Raw genomic sequence first — 16,314 nt, forward strand, 5'->3', positions numbered from 1 at the left:
CATGACAGAAATGAACCATGGACGGGAAGGCCGCTCAGGCGCCTTTGGCGATACCGTCGCCGCTGACCTGGCTTCCGGCCGCGCCCTCGACCTTGCCGAACTGTATGCCCTGGATGCAATAACGGACGAGGAACGCCGCTCCATCGAGGAGTACCTTGCAACGGCACCCGCAGCCGAACGCGCCTCATTTTTCGAACGCGTACGCCAGTCCAGGGAAACGCTCACCCGGACGTTCAGGGTGGAGGAGGAGCCACCAGCCGGTCTTTTCGACCGGATCGCTGCCCAACTGCCGGGCCAGTTACCGGCCCAACTGCCGTCACAAGCCCCCGGCCCCGAGCCGGCCGCGGCAGATCCTTCCCCCTCCTCGTTGCCGGCGCAAAAGGACCCGTTCCTGGACGGCCCCGGCGACGAGCTCGCCAAGGCCCGGCAGCGCCGGGAGGAACGGCGGCGTCCGGCCGGAACCCGCCGCTGGCTGGCGGGTATCGCGGCCGCGGCAGCGATCGCCCTGGGCGGTGTCGGCGTCGGATCCTATATTGCGGACCAGAACAACCCGCTGAACCAGGTGATCCGCGCCGATGACGTCCGCGAAGCCTCAGTACCGGTGGCCGCCGGCGGCACCGCCACGGTCCTGGTCTCATCCTCCAAGGACGCCCTGGTGGTCAAGATGAACGGTGTTCCGGCCCCGCCCGAAGGCAAGGTCTACCAGATGTGGCTGATCCCGAAGGACGGGTCGGCACCGGTCTCGCAGGGCCTGATGGACGCCGAGGCACTGTCCAAGCCTGCCGTGGTGGAGGGCATCGCCTCTGCCGCCTCGCTGGGGATCACGGTGGAGCCCGTTGGCGGATCCAAGTCACCCACGCTGCCCACCGTCGCCGCTGCTCCGCTCGGCGCATAGCCGCAGACGGCGCGCCGCGGACGGTCAGCATGGACCAAGGGACGCCCCGCGGTCTTCCGGAAGGAAGGCCGCGGGGCGTCGTCGTTGGCAGCCGGTTCAGAAACCGGCGATAGTTCCCGGCCCGTTGACCGCTACCACATGGAACGCTTCGGCACTGTGGCCCGCCGGCAGTCCGGCACGTTCCGCATTGACGTGCATGCCCCTGCGCACTGCTGCCTCCATGGCCTCCACGTCGGGATGCTGGCTGACGTGGACGTGGATGGCTTTCAGTTTGGCCTCCACGTGCCCTGTCACGTCAACAAAGTGGTTTTCCCGCTCGTCTGGCCCGGCGTAAAGCCAGAGCCAGGGAAGTTTGTACGCCGCCAGCCCGGCTTCGGCCAGTTCCGGGTAGGCGAACGGGTTTTCCAGCGCCGGGTAGACGGCCCGGGTCACGGCCTCCCCCACCGCCAAATGGTCCGGATGACTTTTCTGGATCCGGCGCCAGTTCCGTTCCGGATGCATAGCCAGTACGACGTCGGGACGCAGTTCGCGGATGAGCTTCACCACCCCGCGCATCACCTCATGTGAGGGCTCGAGGTAGCCGTCACGCTGATGGAGGTAGTGGATGTCCGATACTCCCACCAGCTCGGCGGCCCGGCGCTGCTCGGCGTCGCGCATGGCGATAATGTCCGCCCGGTGGGCCGGATCAAAGCCGCCAGCGTCGCCGTCGGTCATGATGCAGTAACTGACCTGGACACCGGCCGCGGTCCAGGCGGCAATAGTGCCGGCAGCGCCGAAGTCGATGTCGTCCGGGTGGGCCGCAAAACAGAGCACCCGTCCAATCCGGTCCCTGGCCGGATTGAACGGGCTCTGCGCCTGGCTGGCTGAGTCAGTCAATAATCAGCCTTTACGCTTCTTGATCTCTGCGGTGGCCTGCGGAAGGACGTCGAAGAGGTCCCCGACGATGCCGAAGTCCGCAATCTCGAAGACGGGTGACTCGGCGTCCTTGTTCACCGCTACGATGACCTTTGCGGTCTGCATGCCGGCCTTTTGCTGGATGGCGCCGGAAATGCCTGCGGAGATGTAGAGCTGGGGGGACACGGTTTTACCCGTCTGGCCCACCTGGGCATCGTGGCTGATCCAGCCGGCGTCGGTAGCTGCACGGGATGCTCCCACGGCCGCTCCGAGGGCATCAGCGAGCTCCTCGACGGGTCCGAAGTCGCCGCCCAAGCCGCGGCCGCCTGCCACCACGATGCGGGCGTCGGTGAGGTCCGGGCGGCCACTGGCCACCTTCTGCTCGCGGGCCGTGATCCGGGCGGCGGCAGCAGTGCTGCCGGCCGGAACCTCAACGGTAACGGTTTCCGGCGTACCGGCCGCGGCAGCCGGCTCGGGGGTCACATTGTTGGCCTTGACGGTCAACACCGAGACGGGGGTGCTGGCCTTGCAGGCGGTGTTGTAGGAACCGGCAAGGACGGACTTGTGCGCAGTCCCGTCAGCGTCCACGCCCACGACGTCGGTAATCACGCCGGCGTTGAGGCGGATGCCGAGCCGGGCCGCGATTTCCTTGCCCTCCGGTGAGTTGTCGAGCAGGACGATCGTGGCCCCGGCGCTCTGCGCAGCAGCCGCGAGGTACGCGGCCTTGGGCGCCACGAGGTAGTCGTCCAGGTCCTGCGCCGAGGGGCGGAAAACTGTGCTGACACCGTATTCAGCGAAGGCGGTGGACACGTCCCCGTGCAGTTCCCCGTTGAGTGCCACAACGCTCTCGCCGAAGGAACGGGCCAGGGTCAGCAGCTCGAGGCTGCTCTTCTTGAGCGCATTGCCGGGGTTGTCAATAAAAACAAGTACTTTTGCCATGTCGGTGATCCCTCTTAGAGCAGCTTCTGGGCGGCCAGGAAGTCAACCAGCTTGATGCCGGCGTCGCCTTCGTCGGTGATGATGGTGCCGGCGGTGCGCGGTGGCCGCTCCTCCGCACTGGCCACGGTGGTCCAGGAACCGGAGTGCCCCACCTGGGCGGCGTCCACTCCAATGTCGGCCAAGGACAGGGTGGTGATGCTCTTACGCTTGGCGGCGATGATGCCCTTGAAGTTGGGGTACCGGGGCTCGTTGATCTGGTCGGTCACGGACACCACAGCGGGCAGGGCGGCTTCCACCGTTTCCGAGGTTGTGTCCGCATCCCGGCGTGCCACGAGCCGCCCGCCGTCCACGTCGAGGGAAGAAGCGAACGTGACCTGGGGAAGGCCAAGGCGCTCGGCCAGCTGCGCGGGCACCAGGGAGGTTTCGCCGTCGGTAGAGGCCATGCCGGTGATGATCAGGTCCACCGGTCCGTCCTGGCCCAGGCGCTGGACAGCAGCAGCCAGCGCCAGTGAAGTAGCGGCGGCGTCGGAGCCTGCCAAAGCCTCATCCGTCAGGTGCACACCCTCGGTGGCGCCCATCTGCAGGGACTTCTTCACGGCGTTGACTGCGCCGGCAGGTCCCATGCTCAGGGCGATGACCTGGTTGCCTGCCTTGCTGCCGCCCCGCGCCTCGGCCAGCTGCAGTGCGGCCTCCAGCGCGTATTCGTCCAGCTCGGACAGGATGCTTTCGTCACGGTCCGTCGTGTAGCGCTCCCCGTTGAGGTGACGGTCGAACTGGGCGTCCGGTACATGCTTGACCAGGACGATGATCTTCAATGTCTTCTCCACTGTATCGACAGCAGCCTTCCATGCTTGTGGACAGCCAGCCGGGTAAGGTCATGGCCGCGGGATGCCCGGCGTACGGGTAGCTCCTAGCTAACCATATCGACGCCGGGCTCCGCCCTCTTCCATTACGCCAGTGTCAGCACTTTTACGACGGCGGCGGAGACCACGACGGCCGCGCCCCCGCCCAAGGTGGGGGCACCGCCGTCGAGCCTTCCTTAAGGTTTCTGCCGCAATGCGGCGGGCTGCTAGCTTGCGGTGCCGAGCGTGACGTCGAGGGTTTGTTCGGCGCCGTTGCGCAGGACGGTGATCCTGACGCTGGAGCCGGCGGACTGTTCCCGGACGGCAGCCGTCAGCTGCTCGGGTTCGCCGATGGCGAGGTCGTTGAATTTCGTGATCACGTCGCCTACTTTGATCCCTGCCTTCCCGGCCGCCGAGTTTGCTTCCACGGTGGCTACTTCCGCACCGACCGAGAATTCGGAGGCGGCGCTGGAGGCGGTCTTCTTCTTGACGCTGACGCCGAGCTGGGCGTGCGAGGCCTTACCGGTGTCGATGATTTCCTGGGCCACCCGCTTTGCGTGGTTGATGGGGATGCTGAAACCCACACCAATGTTGCCGCTGGATGAAGACGAGGAACCCGATCCGGCAGAGGCGATAGCCACGTTGACGCCGATGATCTCGCCGCTGCTGTTCACCAGGGCACCGCCGGAGTTGCCCGGGTTGATGGCGGCGTCGGTCTGGATGACGTTGATGGCAATTTCGCCCTGGCCGGTGGTCTGCTGGCTCTGGCCGCCGCCCGGCGGGGCGAACTGGAATCCGCCCTCGTCGTCACCCTCTGCGTTGTCGCCCTCTTCAGGGGCAGCGGCGGAGGCAACGCTGATGGTCCTGTTGAGCGTGGAGACGATACCGTCCGTGACGGTGCCGGTCAGGCCCAGCGGCGAACCGATGGCAATCGCGGTGTCCCCTACGTTGAGCTTCCCGGAGTCACCGAGGGTGGCAGGCGTGAGGCCCGAGGCGTTGTCCACTTTAATCACCGCAAGGTCGGACAACGGGTCGGTGCCCACCAGCTTGGCGGAGAGGACTCTTCCGTCGCTGGTCCGGACTTCAAGGGAGGCGTTGGCTGTCTGGCCATCCAGCGTGACCACGTGCGTGTTGGTGAGGATATGTCCCTGATCGTCGAGGACGATGCCGGAACCGGTGCCGCCGGAGCTGCCGCTGGTGGCGCTGATGGTCACCACGCTGGGCGAGGCCTTCACGGCAGCCGCGGTGATGGCGTTGACGTTGTCCTTATTATTGACGATGACCGTACCGGGCTGGCTGTTGCTGCTGGTGATGGCGGTGGAGCCTGCATTGTCGAACAGTTCGCCGGAGCCAACGGTGCCTACTGCCCCGCCCACCAGACCGGCGGCGAGGATACTGGCTACCAGGGTACCGACGCCGAACGATGCCTTCCTGCGCGGAGCGTCCTTGGGATTGTGGGCAAGGCCCACCGGGGCGCCAGCCGCTGCATGCTGAGCGTTGTTCTGGCCCTGGCCGTAATAGCCATAGTGGCCCTGTGGTTGGCCATTTCCCTGGGGCTGGCCGCCCTGCTCTTCGGAGGCGGACTGTCCGTAGAACGGCTGGTGCTGGGGATACGGCTGGCGCTGCGGGTAGGCCGGGCGCGCTCCGGGCAGTTCCTGCGTGGGGTTTTGCGGCTCGAGCCGTTCAGTAGGGTACTGATGCGGACCAGGTGCTTCACTGGCCGCCGCTGCCGCCCTGTTCGAGGCTCCCGCGCCGTCCGCATCGTGAACCTCAGGATTGTTCCCGGGCTGGGCGGACTGCTGCTGCTGCTGCCAGGGATCCTGCCGGCCCGGACCGCGGTTCTCAGGTGCGGCACCGGGGGTTTGGTTCTCAGTCATGGGACTTCCTTTCATCCTCGTCTGAATTAACTATGGACTCCCTCCCTGTATCAAGCTCGGATGTTTGCTGAGAGCTTGCTGAATCCCCTTTGGGGCGGTTTTCCTGCGCCTCGTAGCCGTTTCGCTGGTGGCATATTCAGCTCGATGGACGGCCTGTGGGGTGCACCATAGAATCAAGATGATTGCCACAGCGACCTGCGGCTTTACACATGCGTGGGGGCGCTGCTGCATTCTGAGACGACCGGTTCGTCCCGAATCGGTGTCAGGCGTGCTGAAGGGTTGCACATGCGGTCAAAGTTCAAACGTATTCTCGCCGTGATCGGCCTTGCCGGGCTGCTGGCGGTACCCGCCGGCGCGGCCTGGGCCGAGGATCCGGTCACCTTGGATCCCACAACGAAAATAGTGGATCCTTCGGGAGTATTGGGTTCGCAAAAGGCTGACGTACAGGAAGCCATCAAGAAGCTGGGGACGGACCACGCCACTGTGCTGCACGTCGTCATCGTCAAGAAATTCGAGAACCCCACCGATCGTGAAGCCTGGACGGACGCTGTCGCCCAAAAAGCCAGTCTCGGTTCCAATGCCCTGATTCTCGCGGTTGCCACCGATACCAGGCAGTACATCCTCAATAAGGGCGGCAGCAAGATCACCAACGCCCAGATCGAAAACATCAAGAGCAAAGCCATTGGGCCGCAGTTGGCCAACAACAACTACGCGCAGGCTGCAATCAACGCTGCAGGCGCGATCGGTGACGCAGCTGGCGGCGGCAGCGGCAACGTCCCCTCGGACGGGAGCGCCGGAGCCGCTGTTCTGGTGGGCACCGGCGTAGTCGCTGCAGGCGGCGCGGGTGCGTACCTGTACTTCCGCAACCGGCGGAAGAAGGCTGCCGCCGGCCAGTCGTCCAGCGCAAGCTACGGCCCGCAGGGCGGCCAGGTGGATCCGCTGGCGTCCCTCAGCGTGGAGGAGCTGCGCCGTAAGAGCGGTTCGCTCCTCATCGAGGCGGACGACGCCATCAAGTCCAGCGAACAGGAATTGATGTTCGCCCAGGCACAATACGGCGATTCGGCCGTCGGCAACTTCACCAAGGCTCTTGAGGAAGCCAAGGGCCACATGACGGAATCGTTCAAGCTGCAGCAGCAGCTGGACGACCACATCCCGGATACCGAGGAGCAGCAGCGCAGCTGGCTGGGAGAAATTATCCGCCGCTCGGAAGCCGCCCTGGCTTCGCTCCAGGAGCAGAAGGCAGACTTTGATTCCCTGCGCGAACTGGAGAAGAACGCGCCGCAGGCCCTGGCACGCGTCAACGCCGGCGCCCATGAAGCAGGCGCCAAGATCTCCAGCGCCGAACAGTCCCTCACCACGTTGCGCGCCAGGTACGCGGACAGTGCGCTTGCACAGGTCTCGGACAACATCCTCCAGGCCAAGGAGCGGCTGGCGTTCGTCCAGAACGCCTCAGCCACTGCTCAGCAGAAGCTCGGCGAGGGTGAAGCAAGTATGGCTGCAGTCGCAGTCCGGGCAGCAGAAGAAAGCCTGCACCAGACGAACGTACTCCTTGATGCCATTTCCAAGGTCTCGTCGAGCCTTGATGAGGCTCGCAACAGCCTTGAGGCTGCAGTGGTGGACACCTCCCAGGACCTCGCCCAGGCACGTGCCATGATCCAGTCCGGCGCGCATCCCGAGCTCGCAGGTCCCGTGGCTGGCGTGGAAGCCGCGCTTACGCAGGTGAAGGCAGAGATCCAGGGCGGAAAGATTGATCCCATCGCAACGCTGCAGCGGGTGGAAACCGCCCACCAGTCGCTGGACCAGTCCCTGAGTGGAATCCGGGACCAGCAGGAGCAGGCACGCCGGGCGCAGGCGTCGCTGCAGCAGACCATTATGTCGGCCCAGGCCCAAATCAGTGCCACTTCCGACTACATCACCGCACGCCGCGGCGGCGTGGGAACAGAGGCCCGCACCCGCCTGGCGGAGTCGCAGCGCAACCTGGATTACGCACTGTCCATCGCGCGCACAGACCCCGTTACAGCCCTGACCTACGCGCAGCAGGCCCACGCCCTCGCTGCCCAGGCAGCCCAACTGGCCCAGGCCGACGTCGACCACTTCGACGGCTACGCCAACCAGGGCTACGGCCGGGGTGGAATGTTCGGCGGCGGAGGCGGCGGCGGGCTCGGCGGCGCTATCCTCGGCGGCATCCTGATCAACTCCATCCTCAACGGCGGCGGTGGCGGAGGCTGGGGCGGTGGCGGCGGCAACGACGGCGGCGGTTGGGGCGGCGGTGACTTCGGCGGCGGAGACATGGGCGGTGGCTGGGGTGGGGACTCCGGCGGCGGCGGAGATTTCTAGTTCCGATAGACAACTCGCGGCCCGCAGGCCAAGGACCGGCCAGCGGAAAGATGCAACAACACAACTGTCACTGATTTCAGTGCTCACTACAGAGCAGGACGAAAGGTAAAACCATGGTTAAACAGTCCATTTTCGGCCGTATCGCACAGCTGGCAAAGGCGAACATCAACACCCTGCTGGACAACGCTGAGGATCCGCAGAAGATGCTGGACCAGATGGTCCGGGATTACACCAACAACATTGCCGAAGCGGAGTCCGCCGTTGCGCAGACCATCGGCAACCTCCGGATGCTCGAGGACGACTACAACGAGGACGTCAAGAACTCCCGTGACTGGGGCAATAAGGCCCTTGCCGCGTCACGCAAGGCCGACGAGTACCGCGGAAGCGGCAACGTTTCGGACGCCGAGAAGTTCGACAACCTGGCCAAGGTGGCCCTGCAGCGCCAGATTTCGGCCGAGAATGAGGCCAAGGGGGCAGAACCGGCCATCACGTCCCAGCGTGAAGTGGTGGACAAGCTGAAGACCGGCCTGGACCAGATGAAGGGCAAGCTGAACCAGCTGACCAGCAAGCGCAACGAGTTGGTCGCCCGCTCCAAGACCGCTGCAGCACAGTCCCAGGTCCACGATGCCATCAAGAGCATCGACATCATGGATCCCACCAGCGAGGTGGGGCGCTTCGAGGAAAAGATCCGCCGCGAGGAGGCCAAGGTCCGCGGGCAGCAGGAACTCACCGAGTCCAGCCTGGACGCGCAGTTCAACCAGCTGGAGGACCTCGGCGAGCAGGTGGAGATCGAGGCACGCCTCGCGGCACTGAAATCGGGCGGCACCGCAAAGCCTGCGATCGGCGCAGGCGGCAATGCAGGCGCTGAATCAACTGTGAACGAAGCCGATTTCGACAAGCTCTGACAGTCACCGGGGAACTTCCTCCCCGGGACCACAGATGAAAGGCCGGGGCCGTTGCCCCGGCCTTTCCGGTGCCGCCTGTGTGTAGCGTGGAGGGATGGCTTCCTTCGACGCAACATCCCTCGTCTGGCTGCGCGATGACCTTCGTCTGGACGACAACCCGGCGCTGTCTGAAGCGGCAGCGCTCGGCCTGCCGCTGACCGTCGTCTATGTTCTGGACGAGGAGTCTGCCGGCGTCCGGCCGCTCGGCGGAGCAACCCGATGGTGGCTGCATCATTCCCTTTCCGTGCTCGGAGCATCTCTGGAAGCGAACGGCTCACGCCTGCTCCTTCGCCGCGGACCGGCCGCGGATGTCATCAAGGGCCTCGCCACCGAAACCGCCGCGAAGCATCTGTTCTGGAACCGGCGTTACGCGCTGCCGGAGTGGACGTTGGATGCCGTAGTCAAGGAATGGGCCGGCAACAATGACGTCCAGGCTTCGAGCTATCAGGCAAATCTGCTGTTTGAACCGTGGACGGTCCGTACCGGGGCCGGCGGCCCCTACAAGGTCTATACGCCCTTCTGGCGGGCGTGCCTGGCCGGGGCTGATGTGCGCGACCCGCTGGAACCGCCCCGGCAGCTGCCACCGCCCGCCACTGCGACGGGAGGAGGGCTGCCAGCAGGCGAAGACCTGGAGAGCTGGAACCTCCTTCCGCACTCCCCCGACTGGAGCGGCGGCCTGGCTCAAACGTGGGAGCCGGGTGAGGAAGGCGCCAGGCACCGCCTCGATGACTTCCTGGACGGCCCCGCCGACGAGTACGGAACCGGCCGCAACGTGCCGGGGGTGGAAGGAACCAGCCGCCTGTCGCCGCACCTGCGCTTCGGCGAGATCAGTCCCTTCCGGGTGTGGCGGGAGATCCGCCGGCACTTCCCGCACCAGGTACCGGCCGACGTCGGGATCTTCCGGTCTGAGCTTGGCTGGCGGGAATTCTGCTGGAACCTGCTGTATACCAACCCGGAACTGGCCACCCGGAACTACCGGCCCGAGTTCGACCGGTTCGAGTGGCAGTCGCTCAACCGGAACGAGCTAAGGGCCTGGCAGCAGGGCCGCACGGGGTACCCGTTTGTCGACGCCGGCATGCGGCAGCTGTGGCAGACAGGCTGGATGCACAACCGGGTGCGCATGGCGGCGGCGTCCTTCCTGGTCAAGAATCTCCTGGCGGACTGGCGCATCGGCGAGGAGTGGTTCTGGGACACCCTCGTTGACGCGGATGCCGCCAGCAACCCGGCCAACTGGCAGTGGGTGGCGGGATCCGGAGCGGACGCCTCCCCCTACTACCGGATCTTCAACCCGGTGACGCAGAGCAGGAAGTTCGATTCAGCCGGCCGGTACCTGCGCAGGTTTGTTCCGGAACTCGCGGACCTCGACGCGAAGGCTATCCACGAACCGTGGAAAGCGGGGGACGTGCCCGGCTACCCGGTTCCGCTGGTGGGGTTGCCCGAGTCCCGCGAGCGGGCGCTCGAGGCCTACGCCAGGCTCAAGGACTGAACGGCCGCGACTCCCCGCAGGCGGGCCGCCGCAGCTGTCCTATAGCGGCTCTCCTTTAGCGGCTGACCTTGCCCATCAGGGACGCAATCGGCCGCAGGAAGATGGGGCGGGCCAGGAACCATGCGGCTGCCATGACCACTACGGAGGCGAGGAACACCCAGAAGCCGAACCAGCCGTCGTCGTCCCGTACGCCGTACATGTGGTTGAGGTTGCGCAGGGCACCGGTGGCAAGCACCAGGAAGACGTGCACCACAATAAAGGCCACAAAGTAGATCATCACCGGGAAGTGGATGGCGCGGGCCAGTTCAATCGGATAGGCCTTGTTGAGGCTGGCCGCCTTTTTGGGCCAGGCGGAGGACATGCGCAGGCCGGTGATGCAAGCCAGCGGCGCCGCGATGAAAACCGTGATGAAGTACGTGAGGAGCTGGAGGGCGTTGTAGTTAATCCAGCCGTTCTCCGTGGGCCAGTCCAGTGACGCGTACTGGAGGGCGGCCGAGAGCGCATTCGGGATAACGTCCCAGCTGGTGGGGACGATCCGCATCCACTGCCCCGTGGCGAACAGCAGGACGGCGAACACCAAACCGTTGAGGATCCACAGCGCGTCCAGCGTGAGGTGGAACCAGAGCTCGAGGCTGATCTTGGTGGGCGCGGTTTTGGTTTTAATCAGTCCCTTGTTGTTCCGGGTCCAGTGGCCGCTGGGGCGGGTGGTGGTGCGCACCTGCCAGCCGGTCCGGATGATGAGCAGCAGGAAGAATGCATTCAGGAAGTGCTGCCAGGCCAACCAGGCCGGGAACCCTTCCGGTGACCCAGCCGGAAGCTCAGAATGGCCCGGATTATCCGCGACGAAGGAAGCGACGGCGGGAAGCCCCACCAGCCACTTGGCGATCAGCACCACCAGGACCAGCGCCACGAGGACGGCGGGCACACCCCAATAGAGACGGGACCGCTTGCCCGCGGCAGTGCCGGGCTTCTTCGTGGGTGTGGACATCGAGCAACATTCCTCTCGAGAATGACGTGGTGCTCACGATCTGTGAGGCTCTGCGAAAGAGAATACTAGGAACTGGCAGCATTCTAGGAAAAAAGAAGACCCCGCCCGGCTTGTCTGCCGGTCGGGGTCTTCACATAAGTTGCGGGGACAGGATTTGAACCTGTGACCTCTGGGTTATGAGCCCAGCGAGCTACCGAACTGCTCCACCCCGCGTCGCAGAATCAACACTACCCTATTTCGGCGGCAGGTTTTTCCACCCGCCGTTTTCCGGGGTTCTTGCCACCCTGGCCTCCCCCGGGAACGCCCCTTCATCTACCGCAGCTTTCCCCGGAACGCCCGTCACTTCCCGAGGGGGTTCGACGGCGGTGCTGCCGCTCCGTGTGCAGGAGGGTTCTCCGCCGGAGGCGCGAAAGGTGATAGCGCGTTGCGGGACTTGATGCAGAAGGTGATGGAGCGTCTCCCACCACCGGGGTCGCGTGCTTAAACCAAAAGGTCCGGACACTGTTTCCAGTATCCGGACCTTTCTCCAGTTGCGGGGACAGGATTTGAACCTGTGACCTCTGGGTTATGAGCCCAGCGAGCTACCGAACTGCTCCACCCCGCGTCGCAAGAACAACTCTACCGGGAGGTGAACAGCAGGCCAAATCGGGAGGGCGTGATCTCCGTCTCGCCAGCCCGGCACCCGCTCGGGATGGAACGGGTGCCGGCTGCCGCCGTCGTGATTAGACAGCGCGCATCAGCTGCTCGGCGAGGGCGAAGGCGTGGCCTCGGTGGTTGCCGAGGACGCCGGAGCCGGGGTGGCCTCGGGAGCCGCCACCGGGATCTTCGCCTCCGCTTGAACCGCCTTATCCAGAGCTGCCGAAAGCCGCTTCTGCGCCTCGCCGTAGGCGGCGAAATCGCCGCCGGCCAGTGCTGCCTGGCCGGCCTTGATCGCGGCGTTGGCCTCGTCCAGGGCCGCCTTCAGTTCAGCTTTGGCGTCCGCTCCTGCCGGGGTGGAAGGTGCACCCGGCTGAGCAGGCGTCTGGCCATTGTTGTCCGAGTCGCCGGCTGCGGCGCCGGAATCTCCGCCGAAGAGCTGTTTCAGGGCCTCGTCCAGGGTTGGGGCAAAACCTACCTTGTCCCCGAAGGCCACCAGGACGCGCTGCAAGGTGGGGTAGGACGTCTCACCGGTGGACTTCAAGTAGACCGGCTGGACGTAGAGGATGCCGCCGCCGACAGGAAGCGTCAGCAAGTTGCCGTTGAGCACGTCAGAGGCGCCCTGGCGGAGCAGGTTGAGGGCCTGGGACACGGTGGGATCAGAGTTGAACTTATTCTGTGCCTGGCCGGGTCCGGGGACCTGGATCTCCGGCGGGATCTGCAGCAGCCTCAGCTTGCCGTAACTGTCGGCTTTGACGCCCGCCTGGTTGCCGGCGTCCGAGTCTGCAGCCAGGAACCCGTAAAGGACGTTGCGGGCGTTTCCGTTGACGATCTGCGGTATGTACGAGGACGTCAGCTGGAAGGCAGGCCGCTCCTGGTCCGGCATCTGCAGCGACATGTAGAACGGCGGCTGCTTAACGTCCGTGTCCACGGTGGGATCCGCCGGCACGCTCCAGGCATCATTGGTCTTGTAGAAGCTGGAGGGGTCCGTGACGTGGTATTGGCCGAGGAGCTGGCGCTGGACTTTGAACAGGTCCTCGGGGTACCGGACGTGGCTCATAACGTCGCCGGACATTTCCGAGAACGGCTTCAGCGATGAGGGGAACACCTTCTGCCAGGACTTCAGCAGCGGGTCCTGGTCATCCCAGGCGTACAGGGTGACCGAACCGTCGTAGGCATCCACCGTGGCTTTGACCGAGTTCCGGATGTAGTTGACCGTGCTGTTGGGCAGGGCCACGGCGCGTCCCGAGGTGGTCTGGGTGTCCGCGGTGGCGTTGGAAAGCTGTTCCTGCTGTGAGTAGGGGTAGTACTGGCTGGTGGTGTAGCCGTCCACGATCCACTTCACGCGCCCGTCCACCACGGCCGGGTAGGCGTTGCCGTCCACTGTCAGGTAGGGGGCAACCTTCTCCACGCGCTCACGGGGGCTGCGGTCGTACAGGATCTGGGACTCCGGGTTGACGCCGTCAGAGAGCAGCAGGTCCGAGGACTGGAACTTAATGGAGTACAGCACCCGGTTGAAGAAAGTTCCAACGTTGGGTCCGCCGTTGCCTTCGAAGGTGTACTGGGTCTCCCCCTCGCCTTCGCGGCCGGAGGGCCTGTCCTGCTCGCGGGCAGGGGCACCATCCGGTGCGCCCACGATGGAGTACTCCGGCGAGGACTCGCCGAAGTAGATGCGCGGCTGGTACGTCGAATCATTGCCCAGCACGCCCGTTGACGGAATGCCCGACTGCAGGAAGTCCGGCTTTCCGTCCACCGTGAACTTGTTGCCCTTGGCTGCCACCACACCGTAACCGTGGGTGTACACCACATGTTGGTTCAGCCAGCCCTGCTGGTTGGTGACCACGTTGGTGGGATTCAGCTCACGGACAGCGATCACGGTGTCCTGGATCTTGCCGTCCACTTCGTAGCGGTCCACGTTAAGGGCTTCCGGGAACTGGTAATACGGCCGGTACTGTTCCAGCTGCGAGAACGCGTCCGAGATCAGGTTGGGATCCAGCAGGCGGATGTTTGCCGTGGTCTGGGCGTCCGGGGCGAGGGCACCGGTGCTGGCGGTGTTGGTGGCGTCATAGCGGTTCACCTGGATGGCATCGAGTCCATAGGCTTTGCGCGTGTTGTCGATGTTGCGCTGGATGAATTCCTTTTCCAGCGTCTCTTCCGACGGGCGCACCTGGAACTGCTGGATCACCCAGGGGTAGACACCGCCCGCCAGGATGGACGTGATGACCAGCATCGCGGTTCCGATGACCGGCAGGCGCCAGCGGCCGATGACCGCCGCCACGATGAACAGGATGGCAACCAGCGCGGCTGCCACGGCCAGGATGGCCTTGGTAGGGATGACGGCGTTGACGTCGGTGTAGAGCGCTCCGGCCCAGCGGCCGCCGTTACTTTGCACCGCAGAGTATCGGTCAAGCCAGAAGTTGATGCCCAGGAGAACCAGGAAGGCAGCGCCCGTGACGGCGATGTGGATCTGGGCGGCACGGCTGGTGAAGACGCCCCGCTCCATCAGCCTGATGCTGCCGTAGAGGTAATGGGTGAGGATTCCGGCGATTCCGGCAATGACCACCACGCTGATCAGGAACCCGGTGATGAAACCGAGGAACGGCAGGGTCATCAGGTAGAAGCTGATGTCCAGGTGGAATTGCGGGTCCTGTTCGCCGAAGGGCTCCTGGTTGAAGAAGAGGAGGACCTTCTGCCACTGGCTGGCGGCGGCGCTGCCGGCGAAGAGTCCGAAGAGGACCGGCAGGCCCACCATCACCACGCGGCGGACGGGTTCCAGCTGTGCCTGGTAACGGTTGAGGTTGTCCCGGATCTCAGAGTCCGGCGCGTACACCGGACGGGACTGGTATGCGATGCGGATGGCGAAGAAGACCGCCAGGAACATCAGGGCGAATCCGCCGGCGAAGATTCCGATCCTGGCCAGGTTCTCGGTGACGAACACTTCGATGAAGCCGAGCTGGCGGTACCAGAGGACATCGGTCCAGACGTTAGCGAAGAAGATGAAGCCCACAACCACCAGGGCAACAACGATCAGGGTGGGCGTCAGCGCGCCGCGCCTTGAAGGGGGTTTACCTGTGGACATGGTGCTGGCGGGTCGGGACAAACTCGGTACCTCATAGCTGGTCGGTCAGATGATTCGAAGCGTGCGTGCGAGCGACGTCCTTACCGGTCAAACGCTGGTTCAGCCGTCATAATTGCCACGAGTGGCGGTAGAGCTTAGTTCCTGCACAGTCTAGTTGGTTGTACACACGCCGGGAGGCCGGACGTGTCCTGGCCGGAGCCGGCAAGTTCGACGGCGTCCCTCGCCTCTGCGAGGTTCTCAACCTTGACCACCTGCAGGCCGTCCGGAACATGCCCCACCACTTCCCCGCAGTTCGCAGCGGGGGCAAGGAACAGTGTGGCTCCCCCGGCGCGTGCCCCCTGCATCTTCTGCCCGATGCCGCCGATGGGTCCGACAGTGCCGTCCGGGGAGATGGTTCCCGTCCCGGCAAAGTGCTTTCCGCCGGTGAGGTCACCCGGGGTGACGGTGTCGATAATGCCGAGCGAGAACATGAGTCCGGCGCTGGGGCCGACCACCTTGTCCAAGGCAATCTGCACGTGGAAGGGGAAGGTGAACCGGTACTTGAGCATCACGCCAAGGATGAACCGGCCCGCCCCGTTGTCCTTGGGAGCGATCTCCGTTGAAACCATCTGGCCGTCCCGTTCCACCACCACGGTGGCGGGAGCACCTTTTCCTGCCGCCAGTTCTCCCTGAATCACGCTGAGGGAGGTGATCTCCTTGCCGTTGATCGTCCTCAGGATGTCCCCCGGCTCGATCTTCCCGGCGGCGGCGGAACTGTCTGACAAGCCTGCAGCCTGCAGCTGCTGCCCAAACGGAATGTCCAGTTCCTTCAAAGCTGAAGCCACCGCGTTTTCCTGGGAAGTGGCCATGGCTTCCGTGCCCTGCTCATTGGCCTCCTCCTTGGTGGTACCAGCAGGGTAGATCAGCTCTTCCGGGTACACCGCTTTCGAACGGTCAAGCCACGCAGAGAAAGCCCCCAGGATGCTTACGGGCCCGCTGGGGCCGCCGTCGACGTAGACGGTGGTCAGATCAAGGTTTCCCGCCGCCGGATACGTTTCCTGGCCGGTGACGCTGATGACCGGGCTTCCCTGGCTCTGGCCCAGGGTGTTGAAGGTGGGGCCGGGCGATTCAATGACATAGGGCACCGGCAGGGTGCCCGCCGCGATTCCCAGCCCAAGGGCAGCCATGCCGGCCACCATCATGGCGGAGACCTTGGGACTTCGGCGGCCTGGTTCGGTGAGTCCCGTTTCCGTTGGCGGAGCCCATGGGCCGGCTGGCGCGCTGACGGGTTCACGGCCGGCGCCAGGCTCTACTGTTTCCTCAGGCCAGGGGCGGGACTGGAGCTCGGCAGCGTGGTCCTCTGAAGGGTGGCTGCCACGGGTTGTAGTCACTGAACCAACACTACGCGGTGCCCGGCT

The 16,314-nt window shown here is 64.9% G+C and carries 11 protein-coding genes and 2 tRNA genes; 4 read left to right on the forward strand and 9 right to left on the reverse strand.

The window, feature by feature from the left end:
• Window position 1: 1 nt before the first annotated feature.
• Window positions 2–895, forward strand: coding sequence for an anti-sigma factor (locus QFZ36_RS05345; RefSeq protein WP_306634505.1), 894 nt, complete (start codon window positions 2–4; stop codon window positions 893–895).
• A 96-nt stretch (window positions 896–991) separates the two neighbouring features.
• Here QFZ36_RS05345 and QFZ36_RS05350 read toward each other — a convergent pair whose 3' ends face one another.
• The 4 genes from QFZ36_RS05350 to QFZ36_RS05365 all read right to left on the reverse strand — a co-directional run bounded on the left by QFZ36_RS05350 (window position 992) and on the right by QFZ36_RS05365 (window position 5,447).
• On the reverse strand, window positions 992–1,771 hold the full coding sequence (locus tag QFZ36_RS05350; protein WP_306634506.1) for a PIG-L deacetylase family protein: 780 nt from the start codon (window positions 1,769–1,771) through the stop codon (window positions 992–994).
• A 3-nt stretch (window positions 1,772–1,774) separates the two neighbouring features.
• The gene (locus tag QFZ36_RS05355) at window positions 1,775–2,728 is read right to left on the reverse strand and encodes an electron transfer flavoprotein subunit alpha/FixB family protein (RefSeq protein ID WP_306634508.1); all 954 of its coding nucleotides are present in this window, start codon (window positions 2,726–2,728) and stop codon (window positions 1,775–1,777) included.
• Between the two features lie 14 nt (window positions 2,729–2,742).
• Window positions 2,743–3,543, reverse strand: a complete 801-nt coding sequence (locus QFZ36_RS05360; RefSeq protein WP_306639114.1) for an electron transfer flavoprotein subunit beta/FixA family protein — start codon at window positions 3,541–3,543, stop codon at window positions 2,743–2,745.
• A 254-nt stretch (window positions 3,544–3,797) separates the two neighbouring features.
• Window positions 3,798–5,447 carry a S1C family serine protease gene (locus QFZ36_RS05365; protein ID WP_306634510.1) on the reverse strand — a complete coding sequence of 550 codons (1,650 nt, stop codon included), beginning with the start codon at window positions 5,445–5,447 and terminating at the stop codon, window positions 3,798–3,800.
• 285 nt (window positions 5,448–5,732) lie between these two features.
• On the opposite strand from QFZ36_RS05365, the gene QFZ36_RS05370 reads away from it, so the two are divergent.
• The 3 genes from QFZ36_RS05370 (at window position 5,733) to QFZ36_RS05380 (ending at window position 10,214) form a co-directional block, all read left to right on the forward strand.
• Window positions 5,733–7,784 (forward strand): TPM domain-containing protein, encoded by a 2,052-nt coding sequence (locus QFZ36_RS05370; RefSeq protein WP_306634512.1) that lies wholly within the window; start codon window positions 5,733–5,735, stop codon window positions 7,782–7,784.
• 113 nt (window positions 7,785–7,897) lie between these two features.
• Entirely contained in the window at window positions 7,898–8,689 is a 792-nt protein-coding gene (locus QFZ36_RS05375) for a PspA/IM30 family protein (RefSeq protein WP_306634513.1), read from the forward strand.
• A 94-nt stretch (window positions 8,690–8,783) separates the two neighbouring features.
• Window positions 8,784–10,214, forward strand: a complete 1,431-nt coding sequence (locus QFZ36_RS05380; protein WP_306634515.1) for a cryptochrome/photolyase family protein — start codon at window positions 8,784–8,786, stop codon at window positions 10,212–10,214.
• Between the two features lie 55 nt (window positions 10,215–10,269).
• On the opposite strand, the gene QFZ36_RS05385 is transcribed toward QFZ36_RS05380, so the two are convergent.
• From QFZ36_RS05385 to QFZ36_RS05405, 5 genes are all read right to left on the reverse strand, one after another.
• Window positions 10,270–11,202: a cytochrome b/b6 domain-containing protein gene (locus QFZ36_RS05385; protein WP_306634516.1), complete on the reverse strand. Its 933-nt coding sequence runs from the start codon at window positions 11,200–11,202 to the stop codon at window positions 10,270–10,272.
• Window positions 11,203–11,341: 139 nt separating this feature from the next.
• Window positions 11,342–11,415 (reverse strand) — tRNA-Met (locus QFZ36_RS05390).
• Window positions 11,416–11,732: 317 nt separating this feature from the next.
• A tRNA-Met gene (locus tag QFZ36_RS05395) sits at window positions 11,733–11,806 on the reverse strand.
• A gap of 132 nt (window positions 11,807–11,938) precedes the next feature.
• Window positions 11,939–14,917 carry a UPF0182 family membrane protein gene (locus QFZ36_RS05400; RefSeq protein ID WP_306639115.1) on the reverse strand — a complete coding sequence of 993 codons (2,979 nt, stop codon included), beginning with the start codon at window positions 14,915–14,917 and terminating at the stop codon, window positions 11,939–11,941.
• A gap of 134 nt (window positions 14,918–15,051) precedes the next feature.
• A complete protein-coding gene (locus tag QFZ36_RS05405) occupies window positions 15,052–16,287 on the reverse strand; it encodes a YlbL family protein (RefSeq protein ID WP_306634518.1) in 1,236 nt (411 codons plus the stop codon).
• Between the last annotated feature and the right edge of the window lie 27 nt (window positions 16,288–16,314).

Source organism: Pseudarthrobacter siccitolerans (assembly GCF_030823375.1).
GTDB classification, from domain to species: domain Bacteria; phylum Actinomycetota; class Actinomycetes; order Actinomycetales; family Micrococcaceae; genus Arthrobacter; species Arthrobacter siccitolerans_A.

What these genes read in the sequence shown, in the direction of transcription:
- QFZ36_RS05345 (WP_306634505.1), top strand. Translation starts at nt 2, where the DNA reads ATGACAGAAATGAACCATGGACGGGAAGGCCGCTCAGGCGCCTTTGGC.
- QFZ36_RS05355 (WP_306634508.1), bottom strand. Translation starts at nt 2,728, where the DNA reads ATGGCAAAAGTACTTGTTTTTATTGACAACCCCGGCAATGCGCTCAAG.
- QFZ36_RS05365 (WP_306634510.1), bottom strand. Translation starts at nt 5,447, where the DNA reads ATGACTGAGAACCAAACCCCCGGTGCCGCACCTGAGAACCGCGGTCCG.
- QFZ36_RS05370 (WP_306634512.1), top strand. Translation starts at nt 5,733, where the DNA reads ATGCGGTCAAAGTTCAAACGTATTCTCGCCGTGATCGGCCTTGCCGGG.
- QFZ36_RS05375 (WP_306634513.1), top strand. Translation starts at nt 7,898, where the DNA reads ATGGTTAAACAGTCCATTTTCGGCCGTATCGCACAGCTGGCAAAGGCG.
- QFZ36_RS05380 (WP_306634515.1), top strand. Translation starts at nt 8,784, where the DNA reads ATGGCTTCCTTCGACGCAACATCCCTCGTCTGGCTGCGCGATGACCTT.
- QFZ36_RS05385 (WP_306634516.1), bottom strand. Translation starts at nt 11,202, where the DNA reads ATGTCCACACCCACGAAGAAGCCCGGCACTGCCGCGGGCAAGCGGTCC.
- QFZ36_RS05400 (WP_306639115.1), bottom strand. Translation starts at nt 14,917, where the DNA reads ATGTCCACAGGTAAACCCCCTTCAAGGCGCGGCGCGCTGACGCCCACC.